A 24,005-nucleotide genomic window follows, 5' to 3' on the forward strand; every position below is an offset into this window, starting at 1 on the left:
CACACTCGCGCTGTCACCAATTCGTGACACGCTAATCGAAGGCTTCAGCCACTTCGTTACCTCCATGACTGCTCCGACTGCTTCCGGCTGGAGCGTTTGCCGGGTGGGACTTGCACCCACTGGAAAGCGCCGCCTTGTCACGGCCCACACCCAGAACGGACATTCCGCGATGCTTGGACTTGCGTCGGGAATTAGGAAACGGGCCATGCCGACCGCGATGAAACGGTTCGTGATCAGGGGAGACCGGAAGTCATCACCGGAGAGCAAACGACGCGAAGGCCTCCTAAACGGGCCTCGCGCCATTGCACCTTGTGACGTATCTGACGGCAAGCCGAGCCCGGATAAGCTACTTTAATCCGATCACCATCGAATCCGGGCCGACAAGCGGTTCGACCCGCGTTTCTGAAAATCCGACTTCGCGCATCCAAGCCTGACAGTCCTCGCCTGTATAGTCGAACCCCCCGGCAGTTTCGATCAGCATATTTAAGCTCATCATGAGACCGAAAGCATTTTTGCGGCGGTCATCATCGATGATGGCATCATAAACGATGACTGCGCCGCCTTTCGGAAGCGCATCAAACGCTTTGCCGAGAAGCGCCTTTTTCTCGGCAAGGTTCCAATCATGGAGGATGTGCCCCATGACGATGACGTCAACTTTCGGCAGTGGGTCCTCGAAGAAATCTCCTTCGTGAAACCGCACGCGGTCCTTCACCCCTCGGTGAGCAACAAATTCCTCGAAAACCGGCTTGACCGCGGGAAGGTCGAAGCCAATGCCGATGAGGTGGGGATGGGCGCGGACAACAGTGGTGGGTACCATGCCTTGAGCGGAGCCAAGATCCATGAAGGTCTTGTAGTCTTTCCATGGGAAGCGGGCGGCGATGGCTTGGGCGGCACCCACACTTATTCCACTCATCGCGCTCAGAAACTCGCGCAACTGATCCGGATCGACATACAGTGCCGCAAAGAGGTTTTCTCCTCCACCCTTACTCTCGTTCTGCACTTCACCGGTGCGCAGGGCCTCCGTGAGCGATCCCCAGAAACGGTAGAGCCGGGCATTAGCCATCTCCAGGACACCGCCGATATAGGATGGCTTGGCTCGATCGAGAAACACGTCCGTGTCTGCGGTGTTGCTGTAGATGCCGTTCTCGCGCTCCAGCAACTTGAGTGCGACCAGCGCATCGAGGAAGTCGCGGGCTGATCGTTGATGCAGCGCAAGCTTTCTTTGAAGCGTCGGCAGGTCGGCGGGTGCATTGGCCAAAGTGCTGAATACGCCCAGTTCGACAGCACTCAGCAGCGTTTTGGATGCCCAAAAGCCAAAACCAACCTCAATAATATGTTCCGGTGTTGCTGCGCCCACGACTTGATCCTCAGTTTGGCTGTCACTTGATACGCCGGACTAGTCGCACGAACTCGCTACGGCGTAATTTCAAAACGATTGCGGCCGTAACATTCGGCTCGGCAGGCACCATCGGCGCAGATTAAGGGTTCTTCAGGTCCGCAACTGGCCCTAATGCGAAGTCCGCCCGGGTTCTGAAATTGGTCTGCTTATCGGGGTAGACCGGAAGTGACTGATCAACCTTCCAAGCGGCGCTTTTGACCCAAAGCCGACCTCCAGAGCTGAGCCCTCACGTCGGCTTGGGCCCAAACAGAACTATTGCGTTGCCTCTCGACGAAAGCTGGGCGGGAGTCTGATCCTTGGAAGCCTCTTAAGCCGCGTGGCCCCGCACCGCATCCAAATCGAAAGAGAAGCCCCACCCCGGTCGATCCGGGACGATCGCGTTGCCATCTCTGTCCAGTTCGATCCGCTCAGCATAAATCGGTTCGAACCACGGCATATGCTCAAGAATGTAAGCGTTCGGTGCAGCGGCAAGTAGCGACAGGCTCATCTCGCTGAACAAATGCGAAGACAGCTTGACGTCGAACGCCGCGGCGAGGTGACCCGTCCGAATGAACTCGGTCGGACCTCCCATCCGCTGCAGGTCCGGCATCAGAACGTCGGCCGATTTCATCTGCATCATCGCAAACATTCCGCGGCTTGTGTACTCGGTCTCACCGCTTGCAATCGGCGTGTCGAGCGCAGCCGCGATGGTTGCCTCGCCCGCGTGGTCCCAATACGGAATAGGCTCTTCGAACCATGTCAAATCGTATTCTTCCATCGCACGGCCAAGGCATATCGCCTCGGAGACGGTTAGTGATTGGTTTGCGTCGGCCATGAGCTTGATGTCTGGGCCGATCACTTGGCGCACGGCGCGGACCCGCTCGATATTCCACGCAACCGGGCGGGCGCCGACACGCATTTTGATCGCCTTAAAGCCGCAAGCCAAATAGTCCGCTGCCTCTCGCTGCAACTCATCGACGGATGAGGAGAGCCACAGTCCACCGCTAGCGTAGGTCGGTACCGCGGTTGCGGCAGCGCCAAGCAGGCGAGATACGTTGAGATCGACAATGCGACCCCGGAGGTCCCACAATGCGGTTTCGGCGCCGGCAAAACCGGCGATAGTCGCGCCGGTATGGCCAAAAAAGGCAATATCGGCCCAGGCGCGTTTGTAAAAAGACGATGCCATCGTCGGATCGAGGCCAATAAGTAGGGGTTCGAACGAGCGAACCATATCGTGCAAGAGATTCAGGCGGTTGCCGTTGAGTGCGAAGCACAGGCCTTCGCCGGTCACGCCTTCGTCGGTGTCGAGGAACACCAGAACTGCGTCCGTTGAATGGATCTCGAGAGTCGCCGACAAGATTGGCCGCGGTAGTGGCAGCCTCACGATCTTGGTACGTAGCCCGGTTATTTTCACCTTCCGTCTCCTTGCAGCCACCCTAGATGGCGCTAGTGGTAGCGTCGTATCCTGGTCCGATCCAGACAAGATTGCGCTCAGGAAGTCGGGCCATCGCCCAACTTAGGGGGCCGTTCTTGTTGCCGTAGGGGGCGGCTTCTGACCCCAAGCAGTCTTACTAATGCGCGGCCTTTCGCATCATCCCTTGCAGAAGAGCCAGAGCCTCATCGGCCCTGTCATGAGGCACAAACAGGTGATCGTGGTAAAACGCTGAAACCACGTTTACGCTTATTCCGGCTTCAGACAATCGCGTCGTGATCGTGGCCAGAAAACCGACAGCCTCAAGCGAGGAATGAACGGTCAAGGTGATAAGACGTGATATAAACTGGTAAGTGAGACCGAGACTTTCGGCTTCCTCTCGCTGGACGACAAATGTCGTTCCCTCGCTCTCACGGAAGGTAAAGAGCGGCTTTATCATGGCTGGAACTTCTGTCTCTTCCGAAATCGTGCAAAACACAAAGATGCCCGGCTGCATTTCCGGCTTCATACGGCTTAAGAGTACCTGAAGATCGATTTCGCTCGCCATTACAATCTGACCAGCCGCTGTTCGGTTTGCGATTTTAGAGCACTAACTAGCGCGGACAAACGGGATGTACACTTAGAGCTGGTTTTCGGGCGACGATCCGGCGAACCTAGTCTATTGAGATACGCTTTCGCATATGCACCGCAACAGCGCCTGGCGCCACGGTTTCCCGCATATATTCGATGTAACCGCGCTTAGCGTAAAAGGCCAAATTTGAGGCGAAAGCGGCGTTTGTGTAAAGGCGAGTTTCGGTCAAACGGAGTGCGCGAGCTCGATCTTCGGCGTGCTGTAGCAGTTTATCACCCAAACCGAAGCCTTGCTGATCGGGACGAACAGCGATGCTCTCAATCAGCAGGTGATCGGCTAGTGGAACTACTTCGATCAGCGCTAAGAGCTGACCGTTCTCTTCGTAGAGGTCGATGATGTGGTCAATGATTGCACGCTCGTAATCGGCGGTCATTGGTTTAGGTTCGCGCGCAATTAGCGGCACCCATTTCGCGTAAGCTGACCGGGTGACTACACGAGCTTTATCGGCGTCAATCAAGGTCGCTCTTCTGAGCGGTAGCGGCGCCATCGAAATCTCCAGATCAATTTGTGTCCAATAAGGGCCGATATTTGGGGCATTAGTCTTGTACGGGCTTATGTGCCCCAAGCCAACTCGAGGCCAACAGCCTCGCGATGCAGACAGTCCCCGACTTCGGCAACGACGTCTTCAGGTTCAAGGTCGCCAGGGGGATCCTGAAGGATTTTCCGGAGGTCGAAGTCACAATCCGGATGAGAACCTGGACGGCCAATTCCAAGTGTCAAATTGAAGTAGAGCAGTATGGTCACGAGCAGGACATCGGCTTGGCTACGGAACAGGTCGTCAGGAATGCCAAGATATTCGCCAAGTTCAAAACCCACATGCTCGGTCCCAGGGGACAACGGCAAGCAATAGGCAAGACACGGTCGGCCAAGCCGAGAAGCCGCCAGTCGAGCAACGTCCGCTTCTGGCCCTAATGCGAAGTCCGTGCGGGTTCTGAAATGGTCCGTTTATCTGGGCAGAGCGGAAGCGACTGGCTGGCTTCCTAGACGGCTCTTTTGACCCGAACCGGAAATCGACCAACTGTCCGGGTGGCCGATGATCAGCCCAGAGATTCGGCTCCATTGCTCGTCGCTCAGAACCGGTGGATCCAGGACACCCAAGGCAGCCTCCCAAAAAGCAGCCTTGAATCATGCTTCGACTGATTTGAGAATCCCAGGAGTCGACACAACCTAGATGGCTTGCTGGCTGACCGATGCCTCATACGTCGGTGATGGGCCAGCACAACGCCAGCATTGCGGCCCAACCCCGCCGCGTGGGGCTCTCAGCCTCGCGTCACGTTACCCAGCCGACCTTCTGGCGCCACAGGAGTGCTGCGGCCCGCCTAGCCTCGTGCTCCAGCGGCGTAGGGAGCGGATCGGCCTTTGCCCTGGCGAGAACGACGGCGATTGCTGGCAAGCCTGCCTCTTTCCGCCACGCATCGACTTGAGACGCGTCTTCCAGTTTGTGGACTTGCGGCCCCTCCGGCCGAAGGTCGATCTGTGTTCCAAAGCGCTGAGGAATTACATCCTTCAGGTCGTTCTTAAAGTTGAGTGCGCTTGCGAGTTTGAGGGCTAAGACAGTCTGGGGCGAACAATTTCTTCTATCGCCATCAAGCGCCTTGGCGTTTTCACACAGCCAAGACCCGAAGCCGACATTCCGCAACGCAAGGAATCCTCGCCGCGAACTTCTGTCCCACTGCGTAACGAACTTCAAACCCCAAGTTTAAAGCCTTTGCTCGTCTCTGGGGTTAGCGCAGCTCGCCGATGCCGCTTGTGAAAGATAGGGCTCTCCCACGATTACCGATTGTTCACTACACTTCCGCCGAAAATGCGCTCAGCATAGTTCGAAGCAAAACGATGGTGGATGCGTAACAGATCGAGTCATCGCCATGCGCCACGCCCTACTCTTGCACGCTCTTGCCACAGCCGGCCTGTTCACCGGTCTGGGATCCAGCAGCCTCATCTCAGATGCATCCGCCGGGACCGCCGGCCACGCCTTGGCTGTCTCCGTCGACGATTTCTGCTATAGAGACACGTCGAACGAGCCCACCGATCAGACGGCCGTGCATGAAAAGCGATTGCGGGCTTTCATGACCTCGCTGCGGGACGATGTCACGGCAGACGGCCGTTTTGAGCTCGTGCTGTCCTCCTGCGCACCAAATTGTCCGACCGACGGACCGGCGTTGCGCGATCGGCTGCGCGCGGCGTCACAGGCCGGCGCGCAAATCCTGATCATCGGGGGCGTTCATAAGATGAGCACTCTGGTGCAGTTTGCGCAGACTGTTGCCATCGATACAACATCCCAGCGCGTCGTGTTCCGGAAGTACTTCCAGTTCCGCGGCGACAATGACGAGGCATGGCAGCGGGCGGAGCGCTTTGTATCGGAGGAGCTCCGCGACCGGCTGCTTGAAAGCAGATCGCAGCAATAGGCGGCGCGCGGCGAATGTGCATGGCCCGTGAGTCCGTTTTAACCGTTCGCGACAACATCCGCCTGTCGCCTCCATGTCGGCTCTGAAGGGGTAGACCGGACCGGATCGAGATCGGGCAAAACCGTCGCGATTGACCCGGAGCGGACTCGGATCAGCGCTCCTGAACGCTTCGCGGTGGTCGAGCGCGCGCCAAGCTCAGCACGCACCCCACCGTCACCAGCTGATGCATCACTTCACTTCGCGTCTTGTGCGGCGCGACTCGCCTCCATCAGCTTCTTCTCATCCTCCGGCGTCAGCTTCGGAGGGGCGACGGCAAGGGTCACCTTGTTGATCTTGCCCGTGAACGGGAACGGGACCTTGTAGTCGCGGTCGTCGACAGGTGTGGCACCGCTGGTGCCGATGTTGAACGTCTGATCGAGCGGCAAGCCAAGGGGAATGCTGCGCTCCATCCGTTTCGTGGATACCGCCTGCCCGTCCACCTTCAGGGCCCCCCTTCCGCCGCGGCCGACGCCGCTGACATTGTTGAACGCGAGCGTGCCGGCGCCGAGCCCGTCATAGTGGAAGTCGTACACGATCGTGTGCTTGCCAGGACCAAGCGCGTCTGTGCCTTCCCAGCGCACCCGTTCGAGGTCGAGCAGGTTCTGAGTGAACACGGGTTTGCCTTTCACCAAGTACAGCGCGTATCCGGCAAATCGTCCTCCCTCGCCGATGATCACGCCCTCGGAGCCGTTCTGCGGCACGTCGATCTCGGCCGTTATCGTGAAGGAGGTGTTCAGCAGGCTCGGCTGGTTACCATTGGGCATGCTCATGGGCGTACCCGAATAGGTGAAGACGTTGCGTCCTGCCGCCATGCTCGGACGGGGCGTGACAAAGCGCGTTGACGCCGAGCCGTCCAGCGGCAGCACCTGATACTTGGCAAACTGGCCGAACATCAGGTCCCGCATCTCTTGCACCTTGACCGGGTACTTCGCCGCGACGTCGTTTGACTGCGTCCAATCATTGCCGAGATCATAAAGCTCGAACTTGAACGCGGTGGCAGGATCGGCGACCGCCGCGCCGGCCAATTGCCAGGGGGCACGGATCGGAACGGCGCTCAGCATCCAGCCGTCATTGTACAGTCCCTGCACGCTCAACATCTCGAAATACTGGGTCCGGTGTGTGGACGGCGCGTTCGCGTTGGCCTTGTCGAAAGTGTAGCCCATGCTCACCCCTTCGATCGGCTTCTGGCCGACGCCATCGACCATAACAGGGGCTGGAATGCCGGTGGCCTCCAACAACGTCGGAACGATATCGATAACATGGTGAAACTGGGAGCGGATGCCGCCCTTATCCTTGATCTTGGCCGGCCAGGAGATTGCCATGCCCTGGCGCGTCCCGCCGAAGAACGAGGGAATCTGCTTGGTCCATTTGTACGGAGTGCAAAAGGCCCAGGCCCATCCCACCGCATAGTGCGGGTAGGTTTGCGCCGACCCCCAGGCGTCATACCACGGCATTTGCTGTTCAGCGCTCATGTCGATGCCATTGAACGGCAAAGCCTCATTGACTGTCCCGGTAACCGACCCCTCGGCTGAAGCACCGTTGTCGCCGCTAATGTAGATGATGAGCGTATTGTCGAGTTTGTCCATGTCCTCGACCGCCTGGATCACGCGGCCGATCTCGTGATCAGTATAGGCAAGATACGCCGCGTACACGTCGGCTTGTTTGATGAACAGCTTCCTCTCGACGTCAGTGAGCTTATCCCAACTCTTCAATAGATCGTCGGGCCACGGCGTCAGCTTCGCATCGGCAGGGATCACGCCAAGCTTCTTCTGGTTGTCGAAGATCTGATCGCGCAAGGCATTCCAGCCCTTGTCGAACAGATGCATGTCGCTGATCTTCTTGATCCATTCGGGAGTCGGATGGTGCGGCGCGTGCGTGCCGCCTGGAACGTAGTACAGGAAGAACGGGATCTCCGGATTGACGTCGTTGAGCCCGTTCATCCACTGGATGGCGTCATCGGCCATGGCTGTGGTCAGATTCCAGTCGGGTTTTCCGAGGTAGGGCTGGATGTGCGTCGTGTTCCGGAACAGCGAGCCGGGCGTCCACTGGTCGGTGTCGCCGCCCATGAAACCATAGAAGTACTCGAACCCCATGCCAGTCGGCCACTGGTCGAACGGGCCGGCCAGGCTGGTCTGATAGACCGGCGTGTTGTGGTTCTTGCCGAACCACGAGGTGCGATAGCCGTTCTCCAGCAGGATGCGGCCGATCGTGGCGCTGTCCTTGCCGATTACGCTGTTATAGCCGGGGTAGCCCGTCGCGATCTCGGAGATCACGCCGAAGCCTACCGAGTGGTGATTTCGTCCGGTGATGAGCGCCGCTCGCGTCGGCGAGCACAGCGAGGTCGAGTGGAAATTGTTGTAGCGCAGCCCCTCGGCTGCGATCCTGTCCAGTGCGGGCGTCGGAATGACGCCGCCGAAGGTCGACGGCGCACCAAAACCGACATCGTCGGTCATGATGAGCAGGACATTCGGCGCCCCCTTCGGCGGCACGACGCGCGCGGGCCAGCCGGGCTGTGACTGGAGAGCATTGAGATTGATCTGGCCGTCGAATTTTTGCGGAGGGGGCGGCAGATAGCGGCCGTCGATCGTCGTGGTAGCATCAGGCGAGCCACGAACGCCCGTGGTCTGCTGACCGAAAGCTGACGCAACGGTCAGCACGGTCAAAGCCACACCTGAGAGAGCAATCTTGAAAGTCTTCATGTGCAACCCTCCAATTCCATCAGCCGATGTTGCTCGAAAACTTTGAGGCTGCTTCAGCCTGACGAGAACCCTGCCCGGCGTTATGCAATTCCGGCAAAATACGGGCAGATGATGGTGGGCTGAATCTTCGGTCATGTTGATTTGGATCAATGCCTTTTTTGAGCCCGGGCCAGGGTGGGATAGTCCCACCTTCCGCGCCCCGACACCTTCCCCTGGAAGGCACAAGGGCCGTGCCCGCCAAAGCCCGTAAACGACATTCCCTTGATCTAACTCAAAGGCCGCCCATCCCCGTTTCGGACCATCGGGCCGTGCCGGAGCTCGACAAACAAGCTGAGGGCCGAGAGTCTAAGCCGTCGCGCTTGGAAGAAGTGCGGCGCGTGATCGAGGAGTATGCGGCCGACCTCCGCGAGATCATCAGGAAGCTCCGGCAAAAGATGAATTAGGCCCGCCGTCAGTTGGCGGCATCATTCATTCAGCGACTTCCGCTTGTGGCCCTAATGCTAAGTCCGTGCGGGTTCTGAAATGGTCCGTTTATCTGGGCAGAGCGGAAGCGACTGGCTGGCTTCCCAAACGGCGCTTTTGACCCCATAGCGGACTTGCGCGGTGATTTGTTGTCAGCGACATGCTCGGAGGCTAGTGGCTAACAGGCCCTCAGAAGCCCTAAGCCTTTTGTGTGCGAGCAGTTGGCGCTGAAAAGTTCGGGTGCGATGATCTGACTTGGTGCGCCAATATCATCGCCAAAGTTCGGTAAGGAAACGGAGAACTGCCTTCACGTTCGGGCTGTGACGCCGGCTTTCGGGCCAGACGGCCGTTACCGACGAACGGTCTAGCGCATAGTCCTCAAGTATGGGCACCAGTTCACCCCGCGCGACATGCGGAGCGGCTATGTAGGTCGCCGAGATGCCGATGCCACCGCCTGCGATCAGCACCGCCGACACGCCATCACTGGTGTCCACCGTGATCGCCGCATCAGGAACGAACTCCACGATGTCCCTATCGATAAGGAAGGGCCATCGCAGCGATTGACCCGAACTCTGGAAGCGAAAGTTGACGCATCTATGACCAGACAGTTCGTCCGGATGCTGGGGTGTCCCGAACTTCTTCAGATATGATGGAGCCGCGTAGGCGCAAAGTCGGTGCGGTCCCAGTTTTTTCGAGAGAAGACGGGTATCTGCCAGATCACCAACGCGGATAGCCACGTCTATACCTTCTTCGGCGACGTCGACGAACCGATCTGCGAGCCTTAGGTCGATGAGCAATTGTGGATACTGCTCGCAAAAGCGTGGTAGCGCAGGTCCCAGTACGTGGACACCAATCGGCAAAGGTGCCGCGATCCGGATTGTGCCTTTCGGCTCGGCGCGGGTCGCCAGCGCCGCCTGCTCGATCTCCTCCGCCTCCCGCAGCAGACGCATTGCGCGCTCGTGGAGGTCGCGTCCCTCCGGCGTCAGCGTGAGTGATCGGGTCGTCCGGTTGAAGAGCGAAAGGCCGAACTGCTGCTCGAGCCGCTGAACGCTCTTGCTCACCGCCGACGGTGACACCCCGAGCGCCCGCGCCGCCGCCGTATAGCTGCCAAGCGAGGCGGCCCGCGCGAACGCGATCAGCCCCGTCAGCCTTTCCAAACCGATTTGTGCCACCACGGCATCAGTAAAGCGAAGCCGAGAGCAATTATCAATCCCGTCCCACGTCCGTAAATCGAAGCCCTGAGCGCCCTAGCGTGTGCCTTCAAGGAGTTCGACAGATGACAAACCAATTCCCATCCAGCCAGATCGAGGGTCAAAAGGTCCTGATCGTCGGCGGTACGTCCGGCATCGGTCTCTCGGCCGCGATCCAGGCCAAAGCGGCCGGCGCCGAGGTGACCGTGCTCGGATCGGACCCAGCGCGCGCGGCCCAGGTCGCGGCCGAACACGGTTTAACCGGTGGGCTGAGTGCGGACGTGACCCGGCCCGAGACGATCGAGGTGGCGCTCAGGGGTGTGGCACACGTTGATCATCTGGTGCTATTGGCCGGCAGCTTCGCAGTGGGCAAGGTGCTCGAAGCCGATCTCCTTCGACTGCATCGAGCTTTCGACGAGCGCGTCTGGGCCGCCGTGCACGTCCTGCGGGCCTTGGGCGAACGCCTCGCTCCCGACGCTTCGATTACCTTTATCTCAGGCGCACTCAGCGACCGCCCCAACGGCTACGGTACTGCCGTGCTCGCCGCAGCCTCGTCGGCGATGGAGTCGCTGGCGCGCGGCCTGGCGCTGGAGCTCGCTCCGCGTCGGGTAAACACGCTCTCGCCCGGTCCGATCGACACGCCGTTGCTCGGAAAAGCGTTGGGCGACGGACGCGATTCCTATGTCGCCCAGCTTCGGCAGACGCTGCCGCTCCATCGCTTAGGCACCCCGGATGAAGCGGGCGCGGCGGTCGTTTTCCTGATGGCTAACGGCTTCATAAACGGGGCCACTCTAAACATCGACGGCGGCTCGCGCCTCGTCTGATCCCGCCACCGCGACCCAGAGCACAACTTGGTACGTTCGTTAGCATACAAGAAGGCTTTGGTGACCGGCGGCTCCCGCGGCATCCGCGCCAACGTAATTGAGCCCGGTCCGATCGACACCGGCATGGCGCCGACCGAAGGGCCTGGGGCTGACATGCTCAAGGCCCACTTCGCTCTCAAGCGCTACGGCACGCCCGAAGAAGTGGCCGCGGCCGTTGCGTTCCTGGTCGGGCCCGAAGCAAGCTTCATCACAGGTGCGACGCTTGCCATTGATGGCGGCTTATCGGCCTAAACTGGACGTCAGAGCATCCCAAAGAACCAGGAAACCAGACCATGTCAGATATCAATTATGATCTCCTGCTCCGATCCAACCTCCAGCGCGTCTTCAACGAAAGAAATCCGGATCATCGAGCGCACGCGCTGGCAGAACTCTACGTCGATGATCCGGTTATGTTCGAGCCTGAAGGGGTGGTAGCCGGCAGGGAGGCGATTAGCGCCGTTGCGGGCAAGCTGCTCGACCAGTTTGGACCGACTTTTTCCTTTAAGCCCGACGGCGTCGCGCTCGGTCATCACAGTTTTGGGTTGTTGCGCTGGCATGCTGGACCGGACGGCGGTCCGGTAGCGGTCACCGGGGCTGACGCTGCAGAGTTCACCGGCGGCAGGATCGCCCGGCTCTGGGTGCTTCTTGATCGACAATGAGTGCTCGCGAATTTCTGTCGAAGTGCGAACAGCCACGGGCCCGTGTTGCAGGCCGCCATCACCTTCCATAGGAACATTGCGAACAGTGAAGCCGCTTCAGTCGGCGTCGTCATTGATTCAGAACGCATGTCCGCTTCTGGCCGATTCCGTTGAAAAAGGCCGGCAGTATTTCGTTGTAATAGCTCCGTCGCGACGTGGCCGAGCTGCTCTACCGCCCTTATGCGAGCCTCGGCCTGGGCATCGGAATCAGCTTGGCCATCTTTCGAAGGTTCTGGGCGGTGGCTGCGAGGACGAACTCGTCACGCGCGCCGTTTGGACCTCGTAAACGCAAACGGTCGAGCTTGAGAATGCGCTCGAGGTGCGCGAACAACATCTCGATTTTCTTGCGGAGCAGGCGCGAGGTGCCTCCCTCCCACGATCTCGCGATCTGGCGCGCCATGTCGCGAGCGCCCTCGTAGATCGAGCGCGGCACTCTCCGTGAGGCCTGCTTGGGGCAACACCGAGCCTTCAATGCGCATCGATCACAATCGCGCTTGCTGGCGAGGTAAAGCATGGTGGCACCATCATTCACCAACGTTCCGGTCGTGGTAAGAACTTTGTCACCAGGGCAACGATAGATATCCCCGGCATGGTCATAGGTGAAGTCGTCGCGCGAGAAGATCCCATCTGTGCGGGCCGACTTATCGAAGACTGTAACGTGCGGCTCGATGCCGTGCTCATAGACCAGCCAGGCGAGCATCTCGGCCGAGCCATAGCCGCTGTCACCGAGGAGCCGGCTCGGATAGAGATCAAACCGCTCCAGCGAGCGCTCGATCATGCGCTTAGCGGCCAATACCTCCGCCTGCCGGATTGCCGTCGTTGCCTCAACATCGACGATGATCGCGTTCTCGATGTCGATCAGGTAGTTCGTCGAATAGGCGAAAAAGGCTCGGCCGCCGTGCGCCCCCGTCCAGCGCGCCGCCGGGTCGGAGGGCGACACGAACTTCGGGGTGACCTCGGTCGCGGCTCCGAAAGCGGCATCATCGAGGACAGCCAGATACTCATCGATTGCTCGGCCGGCAGCCTCCGGCGGAAGTCCCTTATCGCCTTCGATCCCTTCTGCCGATTGGCATCGGCCTTGATCAGGCTCGCATCGACTGCAAATCCTTCACCGCCGACCAGTCGTTCCTCGATGCAGCGGTGCAACACGCTCTCGAACACGCGACGGAAGAGATCGCTCTGCCGGAAGCGGCCATGCCTGTTCTTCGAGAAGGTCGAATGATCCGGCCCCCCCCATCCAGACCGAGCCGGCAGAACCACCGGTAGGCCAAATTGAGGTGAACCTCATCGCACAGGCGCCGCTCCGACCGGATGCCGAAGCAGTAGCCGATCAGGAGCATCCGGATCATCAGCTCGGGATCGATCGAAGGTCGACCGATACTGCTGTAGAAGGGCGCCAGGTCCTGCCTAATCTGTTCAAGGTCGACAAATCTATCGATCGATCGGAGCAAGTGGTCGGCGGGGATGTGCCTTTCGAGTGAGAACTCATAGAACAACGCAGCCTGCTCGACTTGCCGATGCCCCATCATGATCTTCAGTCCTGCCAACTAGACAGACTGAATCACTGATACCTCTGCGTCGCAACCGCTGCCTTTTTCAACAGAATCGGCCCGGAGCCGTCTGTAAGGGCAGCGCAGAGCACGTCTGCTCTGCCCCCGAAGTCAGACGTCAACTTGTTCGGCTATCGCGAGGGCGTCGTCGACCTCGATGCCGAGATATCGAGCGGTACTCTCGATCTTGGTATGCCCCAGAAGGAGCATTACGGCTCGCAGGTTGCCGGTTCGGCGATAGATCAAGGTCGCCTTGGTCCGGCGAAGGGAATGCGTCCCGAACAGGTGCGGGTCCAACCCGATCTCGGCGATCCAGCGGGACAGAAGGCGGGCATACTGGCGGGTCGTCATGTGTCCGGCCCGCCGCCGTCCGGTGAACAGGTATTCGCCTGACTTCTTGACGGTCACCCGCAGGTAGTCATCGATGGCCTGACGGGTCGATTCCGTTAGTTCGAATTTGACTGGCCGACCGGTCTTCTTCTGTCGGACGATCGCGCGATCGGCCGTACACCCGCCCGGCGCAACGTCATCGACTTTCAATGCGACTACATCGCAGCCGCGCAGCTTGCTGTCGATGGCGACGTTGAACAGCGCCAGATCACGCGTTCGGCCTTCGACCTGGAGCTTGGTTCGGATCGACCAGACATGCTTGGGACGGAGCGGCGGCTTTGCGCCGACGATCTTCCCCGTGTTCCAAGGAGCGTATTTAGAGACGGCAGGGATGGTGCTTGGGATATCGGTCATGGTTGACCTCCTCAGCTAGTGAGGCTGGTCATTTTCAGCTCGGAGCCCTTCCAATCCCGCGTCCGCTTTGAGACGATTGGAGACGTACTTGGGTCCAATTTGAGCGAAGCGGGGGCCGCCTTTGACCCTTAGCGGACTATTAATGTTTGACGCGCTCGATAGTTAGCGACTGGAGAAGCGAGATGTCGCTCATTTTATTCCTACTTACCATTGCGCTAATCGGCGTTGCCGGATGGGGTTTCATGTCCGTCATGAGCGAACTGGCAAAGTGGTATCCCCAAGAGCCGGTGGATACGATTTCACGTAGGTTCGAGGTTGATGGTTTCGTCTGGAGCTCCCGCGCACCGCGCGCGCTGCGCCGCCGGTACGTTGTGACACAGGCATGCGCTATTCCTGCGTTTCTGTGTTTGGCCGCACTGGTTTGGCTGAATGAGACACGTCCGGATGTCCGTATCTTCGGGACTATCGCATTCTGCTCCATGTCATTTCTCCTCGCTGGTGTTCTGGCATGGAAAGTCATTCGGCGCGGGGTGTGATCGCGCCATCTCGGACCGCAGGACTGGTATTGGCCCATCTCGTCAATAGTTGCATATCCGCCTTTGCGCCGCTCTTCGGGGGTAAGCGGACATGATCATTTATGGGTACACAGCCCAAAAACGCAAAAAAGACCCCGCCGGCCCATAGGACCGACGGGGTCGGAACGAAAGATGCGACTGTTACGGACTACCATCGCCGCAACCGCCGCTATGATCACCACTGACGCCCTCGCCGCCCCACCACTCAAACTGATGCCGATCGATTTCGTCGGCGAATGGTGCAACGGCGAGACCATCCAGGGTGAGACCAATTGGAAGTTGCCGAGCTGGATCGATGACGGCAGCAAATGCACCAATATCTTGAGTGTAACCAAATATGACTTCAGCTTCGAGATCGACGGCAAGCCATTCAGTTGCGTGCCAGACACGATCAGTCAAAGTACGGCGCCATCTGGCACCAGCTACCAGGCTACAATCAGCGCCCATTGTCGAGGAGATGGTCCGGTAACCGGGCCCTGGACTGGCAGCGACGTTCGAGTTCTCCCGCTACAAGGGCAATGTCTACATTAAGCGGAAGTGATTGGCGCCTATTGAAACCAGTTGCCGAAGATGCCGCCATCCCGCTGACGCTGGCGCTCCTTCTCCTGCCTTGCCTTTTCCTTCTCTTCCTGCAGCTTCTTCTTCATGATCTTGTGCATCTGCACGCCGCCGGCAAGGAACGCGCCGACCATGACCAGGATGCCGCCGGCGGCGATCCGCACTGTCTTGAGCGGCAGAAAATAAGTGATGGTAAGGAGCACGAGCAGGATCACGAAGGCCGCGCCGAACCAGTACACCAAGGGATCGAACAGCCACTGAAAGGACGCGGTGATGCGATCCTCGATGCTGGTGATGATGTCGTTGATCATCGTCATACCTCGGAAGCGGCCCGCCCCGCATTGTCGCCGACTGCGATCACCCTCTCCTTCGGAGGCGGCGCGGACTTCGGCCAGTAGTAGCCGACGATGCGGCTGCGCTCGTGGATCGACCGCTTGACCTGATCATCCTCATTGGCGCCGATGCCGCGCACGCCGCTCGAGTTTTCGCCGTCGTACAGGAAGACATGCCCGGTGCCGGCGTCCTTGGAGCCGCGCCACATCGTCACGATGCAGCCCAAAGCCGGGAGCTTGAGCTTGGTGAACTCAGGACTGGTCTCAAAGCTGCGCGCCGTGGCCGAGCGCGTGCCCTTGAAGCCGGAGGTCTCCAGGCAGTAGTTGGCGAAGATCGCGCACCACGCATCGCCAAGCTTGCCGCACTTGGCGCCCGCGATGAACGGCTCAGTGCCGTGGTTCTCGCCAACCTCGTGAAACCCGATCCACTTCTCCGCGGTGATGTACCACGGCGGCTTGTCCCCGGCCGAGAGCGGCGGCGGATTGAGCGGCTGGTCCTGAGTGCCGAGCCGAACGCCCTTGTTCAGCTCCATCACCGTGAGGTCACCGACCTCGCCGTCGGGGCTGAGGTTGCAGGCGGTCTCGAATTTGCGCACCACGGCCTGGCACACCGGGCCGAAGATGCCGGCGACCACCACGTCATTGAAGCCGAGCGCGATCAGGCGCCGCTGCACATCCTTGACGTCCTCGCCGGTGTCGCCAAGCTTGACGACCCGGTTCAGCTTCAGCGGTGGCTTTACGTCGGCTTTCGGCTTGAGCCACGCCGCGATTCCCGCAAGCAGCGCCTGCCACGCAGTGAGCGTGGTCGCCGGCGGCGGGACGGTGGCCGGCGGCGTAGCGGCCTGCGGGTTGGTGGATGCGCAGTCGTCCTTGTTGTAGCCGCTGATAGCGGCCTTGTCCTCTTCCGGAACTCCGGCGGCATCCGCCATCGTCGCGCCGACCTCGTCCAGCGGGACGGACCTCGTGAACGCATAGAGTGGCTCGAGGCTACGGAGGCGGATTTGCCCTTTGCCAGCTCCTGGGCGAAGCGCTCGTCCTTGGGGTTGGAGAGAACAGGCATTAGTCAGCTACTCAGCATCGCAGGGCACAATCGTAACGAAGCCGGCCTATGGCCTATGTTGGCGACGAGCGCTGGGGCAGTTGCCCGGCTTATAGGAACGTCAACAATGCCTGGGCGTTAGGAGGCGGTAAATAGATCCCGACCGCACAGGACTGCGAAGCCACCGTCCTCAGTCCTTGGAGCGCTCAGGCAACGCCGCGAACAAGAGCAACGCGGAGGGCCCATGAGAAACATCGTGAACGAAACCGGCGAAATCATCGCCAAGGCATCGGATGGCCACACGCTGGTCGGCGGCCACCACCGCATTATGGTGGCGGCTGGCCTCGGTCAAAAGCTGTTCTGGCAAGATACCGGCGAACCCGTAAAACTCGACGTTTTCAGGCGTTCGGAAAGCTATCTGCGACATTCAGCTTGAGCTGCTGCTGGCTTGGCGAAGGTCGAGCCCCGAACCCAGCTCGCGGCATTTTCGCTAGATTGATTTCCCCGGTTCTCTTGATGGCCAGCGAGCACATAAGCTTCATCGGCTGTCTTGCCCTTGGCCAGGTCTTGAGCGAAGCGCTCATGCTTTGAGTTTTTCAGGATGGGCATTGGATTGCCTGTAAGTCGTATGGAAGGGTGATGCCGCACTTTTTGGCCGGGGTGTACTCATAAAGCTGTCGTGTTCTTACTTTCGTTCGAGGACTAGATGGACGGCTAGACGAATCGCGCCAGCGCCCCAACCCGCCACAAGAATAGCAACGGTATCGTCAATTCCCCACTGCCCCTGAATCACTCTGACTAGAAAAACGTAGAGTATGAAGAGAAGGAGGGTATGAAATAAGAGATATGGAAGCCAGCCAAAAGTGTGCTGTGGAAGATTAAGCAGTAGCAGCCTGCGCACAGAAAGAGCAGTCGTTTCAAATTCCGCCAACACAGCTCGCTCAGCGACGAAGTCTTCGCGCACAGCTTTCGTGGCATCCTGCATCAACCTCTCAAGTTCGCTTCTATTTGTCTCCGGGACGTTTGCCAAGCCGGCATAACCTGCGAAACTTCTCTCGACGAAATCTATTATTCGGTTGGCTTGATCTAGTGTGCGTGCGAGCCGGCCTGCACGAACACGCGACAACAACGATGCCGCTAGTGTGCCTCCGATCGCTGTCGCTAAAGCGCTCGCTAAAGGAATTAGTATCTCATTCATTCTTCGTCGCCGCTACTTGTTGCGCTCCTTTATGTGTTTTCCAAGCGCATCCTCCGCCGCCGAAATCGCTCTCACCTCATCTTTGAGGTCATTCACGAGGCTTCTCATCATGCTGCGATCTGGCGTCGCTAATCCGGCCTCGTTGGCAAGTCTGCAAAGTGTATCGACTCGCTTTCTATCAATGTTGATCTTGAGTGCCTTGAAGGAGTCTTCCGCCGCGAACAGATCACCCTCTCGCGAGATCTGGGCCAAATCTTGAGAAATGGCATCAATCCGCGTCAATGCGTCAGGTATTCTTGATAACCGTAAGTCGCTTGATATCCCTATCCCAGCAGCCCCGCCTTCCATGTGGGCCTCGACGATTTCGATCAGCCTCAATTTCTGGCTTTCGAGATCGATGATCGACGCTCGCAATTGCGTCAGACGGGACCGGCTTCTCCTCAGCGAGCTTGAGAGGTCTAGGGTCGCGAAGTAGTCCTTAATCGCGTCCCACACTCCTGGTTCAATACCTGTTTCGACCCTGTGAAAGCATTCTGATTGTTGCGCGAAGCTAGGCGAGATGCAGCCTTCCCAAAGAAAGAGAGCGGCGCATGCAAACAACATTCTGAGTCGGATTTTGGTCTTCATGCTCCACCCCACAACCCAGCGAAGGAATCAGACTACATCCCTTCAGGATGCAAGGACTACACTAAGTCCGCTAAGGTGGCGCGTCCATTGGTCGCCGGAAAGCAGGCTGTGCGAGTTTTGAAGCTCTTCAGGAGCCACAGGCGCGCGATCCTCGTGGGCGGCTTTCCGAGTCCAAGGCGCGGCCGCTCGTCGACCATGAACGGACCATCCCCTTATCGGCCCTTGGGCCCTGTCGGGACACTGCAGCGGCGAATACTGACACTGCCGGAATTGGCTGTCGAAAAATGCCGTGGCGTAGTTGGTTTGCTATCGGAGGGCGTTTTCGGCTTGTTCCTGGCTGGATGTCGGAGGCTGTCGGCAAGCCCCGCGACCAACCTACCGCCCGGTCATTCCGGACTCCCGTTGTGGCCCGTGTCCGGGTTCAGCGACGCCTCCAGCTCGGCGAGGTCATGTTCCTGCGCTTCGAGAGCAGCCTCGCTCTGATCGAACAGCACAGTCGCTTTCTGCCCGAGATCGCGGCCCCTCTGCGCGATGGTCGCGGTACGAGTGTCCTGCGCTTTCTTGTTCGCGGCGATCTTGGCCGCCAATTCTGCGATGCTGGTCATCTTGCTTCCTGCGGTCGCCGCCGCAGTGGCCTTGGGCACGCTTACGGGCGTCGCCTGAGGCGGTAGCGGCGTTTCGTAGATGTCAGGTGCCGGCGCTTGCGAGATCGCATCGGCTTGCGGGTGCGAGGACTGCACGGGCGCACTCGTCACCTGATTCATGATGGGCGCAGCAACATCAGACGGCACAGGACCGGGCTTGCCAGCGACAGTCGCGGCCAGCTCTTTCAGCCTCATGTTCATGCTCGACACCCAAAACTCGAGATTGGCTTCGAAAGTCGCCGTGATCAGCTCGCTCTCATCAGTGAAAGCTGAATTTCCCCAGGGGATGCGCAAGCAGGATGTCCGAAACCGCGTAGATGACCGGGGTCACAAGCTGACGCTTGTTGGCGTCTCCCGTCTCGACGATCGTAATCAGCACCGACCGGAGATGGTCCGCTCCATGTTCACGCAGGATGCGCTCCAGCGTGTCATGAGCGAAAGTCTCCATCAGCTTCCGCTGCCTCGTGACTGGCACGATGGAGATCCCCAGCTCGTCACACAGGTTTGCCAGCGTCATGTTGCCCTCCATTCTCTGGCGTCGGTTCGTCCAACACGTCGCCGTTGATGAACGTCCGCTTGCCGCCCCGCTTCTGGAAGAAAGACTTGTCCGGCCCGCGATACTTCTCCCCGACCACCACGTCATGTTCGATGATCGGGAAGACGGGAATGTTCCCATCCGCGTCCGGATTTGATTGCGAAAGGAATTCGGCGACGATCCGGAATACCGACGCTCGATTGTCGGGGAAATAGTGAGGCTGCACCAACTAGTTCTGCCACTGAAGGTCGAGATGGAACCGAACTTGAGAGGCGAGAACCCAATTTGGGCCACGGCTCGACGATTTGGCTGAGTGCGGGCGCAGACCGCAGCGCATTTCACGGTGATGCGAATTCTTGTCTCTTCCTTCGCGGTTCATACGGCAACTGTCGACCCCCGCCGGCTGCGGATGAACCATCCGGAACCGGTAGAATGACCCGGAACGAGCTCCCATCGGTTCGTTCGCTTACGAGTTCAATGTGCCCGCCGTTCGCCTCAATTGCCCAGCGAGCGATTGCGAGCCCCAGTCCGACTCCGCCCTCCTCCCGAGAGCGGCTTGGGTCGACGCGATAGAAGCGTGCGAAAATATGATCCCGATGCGCAGCAGGAATCCCCGGTCCGGTGTCTCGTACCTCGATTATGGCCCGCCCGTCCGTTGCATTCACTTCGATGGTGATCGTGCCGCCATTTGGCGTATATTTTATCGCATTGTGTATCAGATTCATGAGCGCAAGCCGGATGAGCGCGGCGTCTGCCGTAGCATGGACTCGGATCGGAGCTCGAAGGGCGAGATCTTGCTGCTTTTCGTCGGCGAGCACGCGGAGCTGATCGATGACATTTCCCGCCAACCCTACAAGGTCCAAGTTCTCCGGGGCCAGCTGGACCTTTCCCGAATCGGCGCGCGTGAGAATCAGAAGGCTCTCGACAAGCCGAGTGAGCCTGTCGACCTCCTCCAGCATGCTGCCGATAACGTCGCGATAAGTGACAGCGTCAAGTGTATTCTGCAGCGCCACTTCCCCAACGCTGCGCATTGCGGTGAGTGGGGTGCGCAGCTCGTGCGACGCATCGGCCGTGAAGCGGCGCAGTCGTTCGAACGCATCTTGCAGGCGGGATAGCGTGTCATTGAATACTGTCGCGAGCTGCCCGAACTCGTCCCGGGCGTTATCGACCGGAAGCCGTTTGGCGAGCGATTCCGCGGTGATTTCGCGGGCTTTTTGCGCCATGGCTCCAACCGGAGAGAGTACGCGACCGGCAAGGAAGTAACTCCAGCGATCGCCAGGCCCGCCGCCAAGGGAATCCCCGTCGCGAGGATCACTGCGAGTGTCCAGAGCGTGTCCCGCAGGGAGGTTTCCTCAACCGCGGCGGCCACGCGATAGGACGATTCAGAAACGCTGTGGACGCGATAGCGACGGCCGCTCAGAGCCGTCCAAGACTGCGGCGATGGCGAGTCACCTGGCTGCAGCGCGCGTGATAGTTCTTCTCGCTCCCATGCTTCGGTTTGCTGACGGATCTCGCCGGCCTCGTCCACCTCGAACAATGTGATGCCCCAATGTGAAGGGAGATCCTTCAGTTCCTCCGGTTCCTCGCGATAGATATAACCAATGGTTGCTATCTCGCGCTCGAGTTGCGCGTCCAGCGCGGCGTAGAGGCGCGTCGCGACGAAAAGCAGGATGCCCGCGGAAAAAACGCATACGATGAGCGTCAACACGCCAGCGTGCCAGAGCGTAAGCCGCGCACGCACGCTTGGCAGGCGGAATCTCATTCTTGCCTCCCGCTCAGCATGTACCCAACGCCGCGGACCGTGTGCAGCAGCTTTTTCTCGGATGGTTCGTCGATTTTGCGACGCAGCCGCGCGACGGTGACATCGATCACGTTGTCGAGCGGTGTAGCTCGGGCCGTCGCGTGCCACACGTCGCGCGCCAGCATCTCTCGCGACACCACACTGCCGCTGTGGCGCAGGAGGTATTCGAGCAAGTCAAATTCCTTCGCGGTCAGGTCGGGAGAATGCGCTCCCCTGGAGACTTTGTGTGTAACGAGATCCATCTCGAGATCCTCGTGCCGTAGCTTGAGAATCTGATCCATGCGCCCCCGGCGGACCAGCGCGCGAATGCGCGCGAGCAGCTCGGAGAATGCAAACGGCTTGGTAAGGTAATCGTCGGCGCCTTGATCGAGGCCCATTACCCTGTCCTCGACGGCGTCCTTCGCCGTCAGGACCAATACCGGCGTCTGATTGCCACATTTGCGCAACGTGGCGAGGACATCGATGCCGTCGCGGCGTGGCAGCATGAGATCGAGCAACAGAAGGTCGAAGGAGCGCTGGCTCGCGAGGAAGAAGCCGTCCTCTCCCGTCGCAGCAATCGTAACTTCATAGTGCTCCGCCTTAAGGCCTTCGCGCAGCGCATTCGCGAGCTTCTTTTCGTCCTCGATAATCAAAATGCGCACGGTGTACTCCGCTGCGAGAGTTCCTACGGCATTATAGACACGGTTCGTCGCTGCGGCAGCTTCCTGACAGGAATTTCAGAAATTCTTCAGTGGTGGCGCAATGGGAGACAGGCAAGATCAACGTGGTCGAGCCGCACCACGAAGGCGAGCACCGGCTCGACCAGTGGAACTAATCGGGGACCTGAAATGGCAACAATGTTGCGTGGCCAAAAAGACCCGATCGAAATCCGCCGCGGCCGACTTTGGATGCTTCCGTCAAATTTGAGAGGCAGTCCACAGAAGCGAACTCTCGCGCATACAAGGAGGAGCTCAACATGATGAGAAAAGGCCTGATGCTCGTTATCGCGGTCGTATTCGCGACGTTGGGGCAGAATCTTGCCTGGGCTGAAGATGCTGATCAGGCAACTCTGATCAAGGCGCTGCCAAGCGCCAAGCTGACCCTGCAGCAAGGCATCGACCAGGTGGCTAAGGGAACTGAAGTGCCCATCGAGGCGAAATACGAAATGGTCAAAGACAAGCTCATGCTGTCGATCTACACCTCGGCAAAGGGCTTTGACACCGCTGCGGAGGACAACTCCTTCAACGAGTACATCGGCGATGTGACGACGGAGACCTGGAGCCCTAAGAAGGAAGTGTTCGCTGACCTAAAGCACATCGCTCGGTCGGCGCAGTACCACTCGCTCCTGTCAATGACCAAGGTAACCATACCGGCGATCATCCAGAAGGCGTCGTCGCTGGGTACGGTCCTGGCCGTTAGAGAGAAGATCCGTAGCGGCAAGCCCGTCTTCGAAGTCATGGTCGTCCAGGGCAATGCGATCAAACCAACTTTCTATGATCTCGTCAGCGGCGAGCCAACGGCGAGCTGAGCAAAGCTGACCGAATCGTCGCAGGGCGATATCAATCTCAAGCAGTTTGGGCCTGATGGAATGAAGACTATGCGTCGATATTGCGTGGTATGCTTCACCGTGATTGCGGTGGCGACGGTCGCAGTGGATCGATCGCTTGGTCAGGCGTCGGCGACGCCACCGCTCCAGCTCGAGAACAAGATCACTTTGGGCGCGGTGAGCGGCCGGATTGATCACTTAGCCATCGATCTGGCCCGGCAGCGCCTCTTCGTCGCCGAGCTTGGTGACGATAGGGTCCAGGTCGTCGATCTAAAGGAAAGCAGCGCCCAGCGTGTCATTACCGGGCTGAAACGACCGCAAGGTATAGGCTACGTGCCGTCGAGCGACACGCTCCTTGTTGCCAATGCCGGTGATGGTTCGGTGCAGTTGTTCCGCGGTCCGAATTACGAGACAGCAGGACAGATCGATCTGGGAGATGATGCCGATAACATTCGCATTGATCCTGCATCCAACCGGATATTCGTCGGCTACGGCAATGGCTCACTGGCAGAGATCGACCCGGCGACGAATGGCAAGATCGCAGACGTTCCGCTGCGGGCTCACCCCGAGAGTTTCCAACTTGCCCGCTCGTCCCGTCGCATCTTCGTAAACGTCCCGAAATCGCGTGAGATAGCGGTGATAGATCGCTTTGCCAGCAAGCAGGTGGCGAACTGGCCGGTCGACACCGGCAGCAATTTTCCGATGACCCTGGACGAAGAGTCCGGACGCATTCTCGTGGCGTCCCGGAATCCCGCTCAGCTTGGCGTCTTCTCAATGCAGGACGGCACCATCATTGCAACCACCGATAGCTGCGGTGATTCAGACGACCTCTTCTTCGATGCGAAGCGCCATCGCGTATACCTCATCTGCGGCGATGGATACCTGGATGTGTTCGAGGCAAACGGAGATGCATACCGTCGCTCAGCTCACATGCCCACAATATCGGGCGCGCGAACCGCGCTGTTTGTCCCCGATCTCGATCGGCTTTTCGTCGCCGCGCGCGCCAATCCCGGCGAACCCGCCGCAATCTGGGTGTTCCGTCCGACGCCGTGAGCTAGGGTCACAATACGTGAGGTGGCC

28 protein-coding genes and 1 pseudogene are annotated in these 24,005 nt (G+C 59.2%); 8 read left to right on the plus strand and 21 right to left on the minus strand.

Annotated features, from left to right (window positions below):
- Positions 1–346: 346 nt before the first annotated feature.
- The 6 genes from AC5ZGW_RS27280 to AC5ZGW_RS27305 all read right to left on the minus strand — a co-directional run bounded on the left by AC5ZGW_RS27280 (position 347) and on the right by AC5ZGW_RS27305 (position 5,080).
- Positions 347–1,357, minus strand: a complete 1,011-nt coding sequence (locus tag AC5ZGW_RS27280; RefSeq protein WP_130225123.1) for a methyltransferase — start codon at positions 1,355–1,357, stop codon at positions 347–349.
- A gap of 349 nt (positions 1,358–1,706) precedes the next feature.
- Positions 1,707–2,813 (minus strand): mandelate racemase/muconate lactonizing enzyme family protein, encoded by a 1,107-nt coding sequence (locus tag AC5ZGW_RS27285; protein ID WP_463327744.1) that lies wholly within the window; start codon positions 2,811–2,813, stop codon positions 1,707–1,709.
- 136 nt (positions 2,814–2,949) lie between these two features.
- Positions 2,950–3,357 carry an ACT domain-containing protein gene (locus AC5ZGW_RS27290; RefSeq protein WP_130225121.1) on the minus strand — a complete coding sequence of 136 codons (408 nt, stop codon included), beginning with the start codon at positions 3,355–3,357 and terminating at the stop codon, positions 2,950–2,952.
- A gap of 106 nt (positions 3,358–3,463) precedes the next feature.
- Positions 3,464–3,928 (minus strand): GNAT family N-acetyltransferase, encoded by a 465-nt coding sequence (locus tag AC5ZGW_RS27295; RefSeq protein ID WP_130225120.1) that lies wholly within the window; start codon positions 3,926–3,928, stop codon positions 3,464–3,466.
- 65 nt (positions 3,929–3,993) lie between these two features.
- Positions 3,994–4,257, minus strand: a complete 264-nt coding sequence (locus AC5ZGW_RS27300) for a hypothetical protein (RefSeq protein ID WP_130225119.1) — start codon at positions 4,255–4,257, stop codon at positions 3,994–3,996.
- Between the two features lie 454 nt (positions 4,258–4,711).
- On the minus strand, positions 4,712–5,080 hold the full coding sequence (locus AC5ZGW_RS27305) for a hypothetical protein (protein WP_130225118.1): 369 nt from the start codon (positions 5,078–5,080) through the stop codon (positions 4,712–4,714).
- Positions 5,081–5,306: 226 nt separating this feature from the next.
- Between AC5ZGW_RS27305 and AC5ZGW_RS27310 the strand changes: the two genes are divergently transcribed.
- Positions 5,307–5,846 carry a DUF2380 domain-containing protein gene (locus AC5ZGW_RS27310; RefSeq protein ID WP_130225117.1) on the plus strand — a complete coding sequence of 180 codons (540 nt, stop codon included), beginning with the start codon at positions 5,307–5,309 and terminating at the stop codon, positions 5,844–5,846.
- Between the two features lie 233 nt (positions 5,847–6,079).
- On the opposite strand, the gene AC5ZGW_RS27315 is transcribed toward AC5ZGW_RS27310, so the two are convergent.
- Complete coding sequence (locus AC5ZGW_RS27315) at positions 6,080–8,584, minus strand: arylsulfatase (RefSeq protein WP_130225116.1); 2,505 nt, start codon at positions 8,582–8,584, stop codon at positions 6,080–6,082.
- 731 nt (positions 8,585–9,315) lie between these two features.
- Positions 9,316–10,218, minus strand: a complete 903-nt coding sequence (locus tag AC5ZGW_RS27320; protein WP_130225131.1) for a LysR family transcriptional regulator — start codon at positions 10,216–10,218, stop codon at positions 9,316–9,318.
- Between the two features lie 104 nt (positions 10,219–10,322).
- Between AC5ZGW_RS27320 and AC5ZGW_RS27325 the strand changes: the two genes are divergently transcribed.
- From AC5ZGW_RS27325 to AC5ZGW_RS27335, 3 genes are read left to right on the plus strand one after another with little or no spacing between them, the layout of a single operon-like run.
- A complete protein-coding gene (locus tag AC5ZGW_RS27325) occupies positions 10,323–11,060 on the plus strand; it encodes an SDR family oxidoreductase (protein WP_130225115.1) in 738 nt (245 codons plus the stop codon).
- Positions 11,061–11,087: 27 nt separating this feature from the next.
- Positions 11,088–11,351 carry an SDR family oxidoreductase gene (locus tag AC5ZGW_RS27330; RefSeq protein WP_130225114.1) on the plus strand — a complete coding sequence of 88 codons (264 nt, stop codon included), beginning with the start codon at positions 11,088–11,090 and terminating at the stop codon, positions 11,349–11,351.
- Between the two features lie 41 nt (positions 11,352–11,392).
- On the plus strand, positions 11,393–11,758 hold the full coding sequence (locus tag AC5ZGW_RS27335; RefSeq protein WP_130225113.1) for a nuclear transport factor 2 family protein: 366 nt from the start codon (positions 11,393–11,395) through the stop codon (positions 11,756–11,758).
- Positions 11,759–11,975: 217 nt separating this feature from the next.
- On the opposite strand, the pseudogene AC5ZGW_RS27340 reads toward AC5ZGW_RS27335, so the two are convergent.
- Positions 11,976–13,326 (minus strand): annotated as a pseudogene (locus AC5ZGW_RS27340) (transposase).
- 132 nt (positions 13,327–13,458) lie between these two features.
- Entirely contained in the window at positions 13,459–14,091 is a 633-nt protein-coding gene (locus AC5ZGW_RS27345; protein ID WP_130225112.1) for a tyrosine-type recombinase/integrase, read from the minus strand.
- A 182-nt stretch (positions 14,092–14,273) separates the two neighbouring features.
- Between AC5ZGW_RS27345 and AC5ZGW_RS27350 the strand changes: the two genes are divergently transcribed.
- Positions 14,274–14,627 carry a hypothetical protein gene (locus AC5ZGW_RS27350; protein WP_130225111.1) on the plus strand — a complete coding sequence of 118 codons (354 nt, stop codon included), beginning with the start codon at positions 14,274–14,276 and terminating at the stop codon, positions 14,625–14,627.
- 180 nt (positions 14,628–14,807) lie between these two features.
- Here AC5ZGW_RS27350 and AC5ZGW_RS27355 read toward each other — a convergent pair whose 3' ends face one another.
- The 3 genes from AC5ZGW_RS27355 to AC5ZGW_RS27365 all read right to left on the minus strand — a co-directional run bounded on the left by AC5ZGW_RS27355 (position 14,808) and on the right by AC5ZGW_RS27365 (position 16,485).
- Positions 14,808–15,065, minus strand: coding sequence for a hypothetical protein (locus tag AC5ZGW_RS27355; RefSeq protein WP_130225110.1), 258 nt, complete (start codon positions 15,063–15,065; stop codon positions 14,808–14,810).
- Positions 15,066–15,214: 149 nt separating this feature from the next.
- Positions 15,215–15,535 carry a hypothetical protein gene (locus AC5ZGW_RS27360; protein ID WP_130225109.1) on the minus strand — a complete coding sequence of 107 codons (321 nt, stop codon included), beginning with the start codon at positions 15,533–15,535 and terminating at the stop codon, positions 15,215–15,217.
- A gap of 2 nt (positions 15,536–15,537) precedes the next feature.
- Positions 15,538–16,485 (minus strand): NlpC/P60 family protein, encoded by a 948-nt coding sequence (locus AC5ZGW_RS27365; protein ID WP_130225108.1) that lies wholly within the window; start codon positions 16,483–16,485, stop codon positions 15,538–15,540.
- Between the two features lie 354 nt (positions 16,486–16,839).
- Between AC5ZGW_RS27365 and AC5ZGW_RS27370 the strand changes: the two genes are divergently transcribed.
- Positions 16,840–17,031: a hypothetical protein gene (locus AC5ZGW_RS27370; protein WP_130225107.1), complete on the plus strand. Its 192-nt coding sequence runs from the start codon at positions 16,840–16,842 to the stop codon at positions 17,029–17,031.
- Here the strand turns inward: AC5ZGW_RS27370 and AC5ZGW_RS27375 are convergent.
- The 8 genes from AC5ZGW_RS27375 to AC5ZGW_RS27410 all read right to left on the minus strand — a co-directional run bounded on the left by AC5ZGW_RS27375 (position 17,010) and on the right by AC5ZGW_RS27410 (position 22,041).
- On the minus strand, positions 17,010–17,204 hold the full coding sequence (locus tag AC5ZGW_RS27375) for a hypothetical protein (RefSeq protein WP_130225106.1): 195 nt from the start codon (positions 17,202–17,204) through the stop codon (positions 17,010–17,012). The two genes, AC5ZGW_RS27370 and AC5ZGW_RS27375, sit on opposite strands and share 22 nt — an antisense overlap.
- A gap of 76 nt (positions 17,205–17,280) precedes the next feature.
- The gene (locus AC5ZGW_RS27380; RefSeq protein ID WP_130225105.1) at positions 17,281–17,580 is read right to left on the minus strand and encodes a hypothetical protein; all 300 of its coding nucleotides are present in this window, start codon (positions 17,578–17,580) and stop codon (positions 17,281–17,283) included.
- Positions 17,581–17,805: 225 nt separating this feature from the next.
- Positions 17,806–18,420, minus strand: coding sequence for a hypothetical protein (locus AC5ZGW_RS27385; protein WP_130225104.1), 615 nt, complete (start codon positions 18,418–18,420; stop codon positions 17,806–17,808).
- Between the two features lie 386 nt (positions 18,421–18,806).
- Positions 18,807–19,259 carry a hypothetical protein gene (locus AC5ZGW_RS27390; RefSeq protein ID WP_130225103.1) on the minus strand — a complete coding sequence of 151 codons (453 nt, stop codon included), beginning with the start codon at positions 19,257–19,259 and terminating at the stop codon, positions 18,807–18,809.
- A 64-nt stretch (positions 19,260–19,323) separates the two neighbouring features.
- Positions 19,324–19,581 carry a hypothetical protein gene (locus AC5ZGW_RS27395; protein WP_130225102.1) on the minus strand — a complete coding sequence of 86 codons (258 nt, stop codon included), beginning with the start codon at positions 19,579–19,581 and terminating at the stop codon, positions 19,324–19,326.
- Entirely contained in the window at positions 19,559–19,828 is a 270-nt protein-coding gene (locus AC5ZGW_RS27400; protein WP_130225101.1) for a hypothetical protein, read from the minus strand. The genes AC5ZGW_RS27395 and AC5ZGW_RS27400 overlap by 23 nt, the downstream gene beginning before the upstream one ends.
- 109 nt (positions 19,829–19,937) lie before the next feature.
- Positions 19,938–20,927: a HAMP domain-containing sensor histidine kinase gene (locus tag AC5ZGW_RS27405; RefSeq protein WP_283813251.1), complete on the minus strand. Its 990-nt coding sequence runs from the start codon at positions 20,925–20,927 to the stop codon at positions 19,938–19,940.
- 430 nt (positions 20,928–21,357) lie between these two features.
- The gene (locus AC5ZGW_RS27410; RefSeq protein WP_130225099.1) at positions 21,358–22,041 is read right to left on the minus strand and encodes a response regulator; all 684 of its coding nucleotides are present in this window, start codon (positions 22,039–22,041) and stop codon (positions 21,358–21,360) included.
- Positions 22,042–22,355: 314 nt separating this feature from the next.
- On the opposite strand from AC5ZGW_RS27410, the gene AC5ZGW_RS27415 reads away from it, so the two are divergent.
- Together AC5ZGW_RS27415 and AC5ZGW_RS27420 are read left to right on the plus strand one after the other, a co-directional pair.
- Positions 22,356–22,907 carry a hypothetical protein gene (locus AC5ZGW_RS27415; RefSeq protein WP_130225098.1) on the plus strand — a complete coding sequence of 184 codons (552 nt, stop codon included), beginning with the start codon at positions 22,356–22,358 and terminating at the stop codon, positions 22,905–22,907.
- 60 nt (positions 22,908–22,967) lie between these two features.
- Positions 22,968–23,978 (plus strand): YncE family protein, encoded by a 1,011-nt coding sequence (locus AC5ZGW_RS27420; RefSeq protein WP_245474637.1) that lies wholly within the window; start codon positions 22,968–22,970, stop codon positions 23,976–23,978.
- The last annotated feature ends 27 nt before the right edge of the window (positions 23,979–24,005 follow it).

The organism is Bradyrhizobium sp. Crot121 (assembly GCF_059512385.1).

Coding starts and splice junctions, on each gene's coding strand:
- AC5ZGW_RS27290 (WP_130225121.1), bottom strand. CDS start 3,357: ATGGCGAGCGAAATCGATCTTCAGGTACTCTTAAGCCGTATGAAGCCG.
- AC5ZGW_RS27295 (WP_130225120.1), bottom strand. CDS start 3,928: ATGGCGCCGCTACCGCTCAGAAGAGCGACCTTGATTGACGCCGATAAA.
- AC5ZGW_RS27310 (WP_130225117.1), top strand. CDS start 5,307: ATGCGCCACGCCCTACTCTTGCACGCTCTTGCCACAGCCGGCCTGTTC.
- AC5ZGW_RS27315 (WP_130225116.1), bottom strand. CDS start 8,584: ATGAAGACTTTCAAGATTGCTCTCTCAGGTGTGGCTTTGACCGTGCTG.
- AC5ZGW_RS27325 (WP_130225115.1), top strand. CDS start 10,323: ATGACAAACCAATTCCCATCCAGCCAGATCGAGGGTCAAAAGGTCCTG.
- AC5ZGW_RS27335 (WP_130225113.1), top strand. CDS start 11,393: ATGTCAGATATCAATTATGATCTCCTGCTCCGATCCAACCTCCAGCGC.
- AC5ZGW_RS27345 (WP_130225112.1), bottom strand. CDS start 14,091: ATGACCGATATCCCAAGCACCATCCCTGCCGTCTCTAAATACGCTCCT.
- AC5ZGW_RS27350 (WP_130225111.1), top strand. CDS start 14,274: ATGTCGCTCATTTTATTCCTACTTACCATTGCGCTAATCGGCGTTGCC.
- AC5ZGW_RS27360 (WP_130225109.1), bottom strand. CDS start 15,535: ATGATCAACGACATCATCACCAGCATCGAGGATCGCATCACCGCGTCC.
- AC5ZGW_RS27365 (WP_130225108.1), bottom strand. CDS start 16,485: ATGGCGGATGCCGCCGGAGTTCCGGAAGAGGACAAGGCCGCTATCAGC.
- AC5ZGW_RS27370 (WP_130225107.1), top strand. CDS start 16,840: ATGAGAAACATCGTGAACGAAACCGGCGAAATCATCGCCAAGGCATCG.
- AC5ZGW_RS27375 (WP_130225106.1), bottom strand. CDS start 17,204: ATGCCCATCCTGAAAAACTCAAAGCATGAGCGCTTCGCTCAAGACCTG.
- AC5ZGW_RS27380 (WP_130225105.1), bottom strand. CDS start 17,580: ATGCAGGATGCCACGAAAGCTGTGCGCGAAGACTTCGTCGCTGAGCGA.
- AC5ZGW_RS27385 (WP_130225104.1), bottom strand. CDS start 18,420: ATGAAGACCAAAATCCGACTCAGAATGTTGTTTGCATGCGCCGCTCTC.
- AC5ZGW_RS27390 (WP_130225103.1), bottom strand. CDS start 19,259: ATGAGGCTGAAAGAGCTGGCCGCGACTGTCGCTGGCAAGCCCGGTCCT.
- AC5ZGW_RS27395 (WP_130225102.1), bottom strand. CDS start 19,581: ATGACGCTGGCAAACCTGTGTGACGAGCTGGGGATCTCCATCGTGCCA.
- AC5ZGW_RS27415 (WP_130225098.1), top strand. CDS start 22,356: ATGATGAGAAAAGGCCTGATGCTCGTTATCGCGGTCGTATTCGCGACG.
- AC5ZGW_RS27420 (WP_245474637.1), top strand. CDS start 22,968: ATGAAGACTATGCGTCGATATTGCGTGGTATGCTTCACCGTGATTGCG.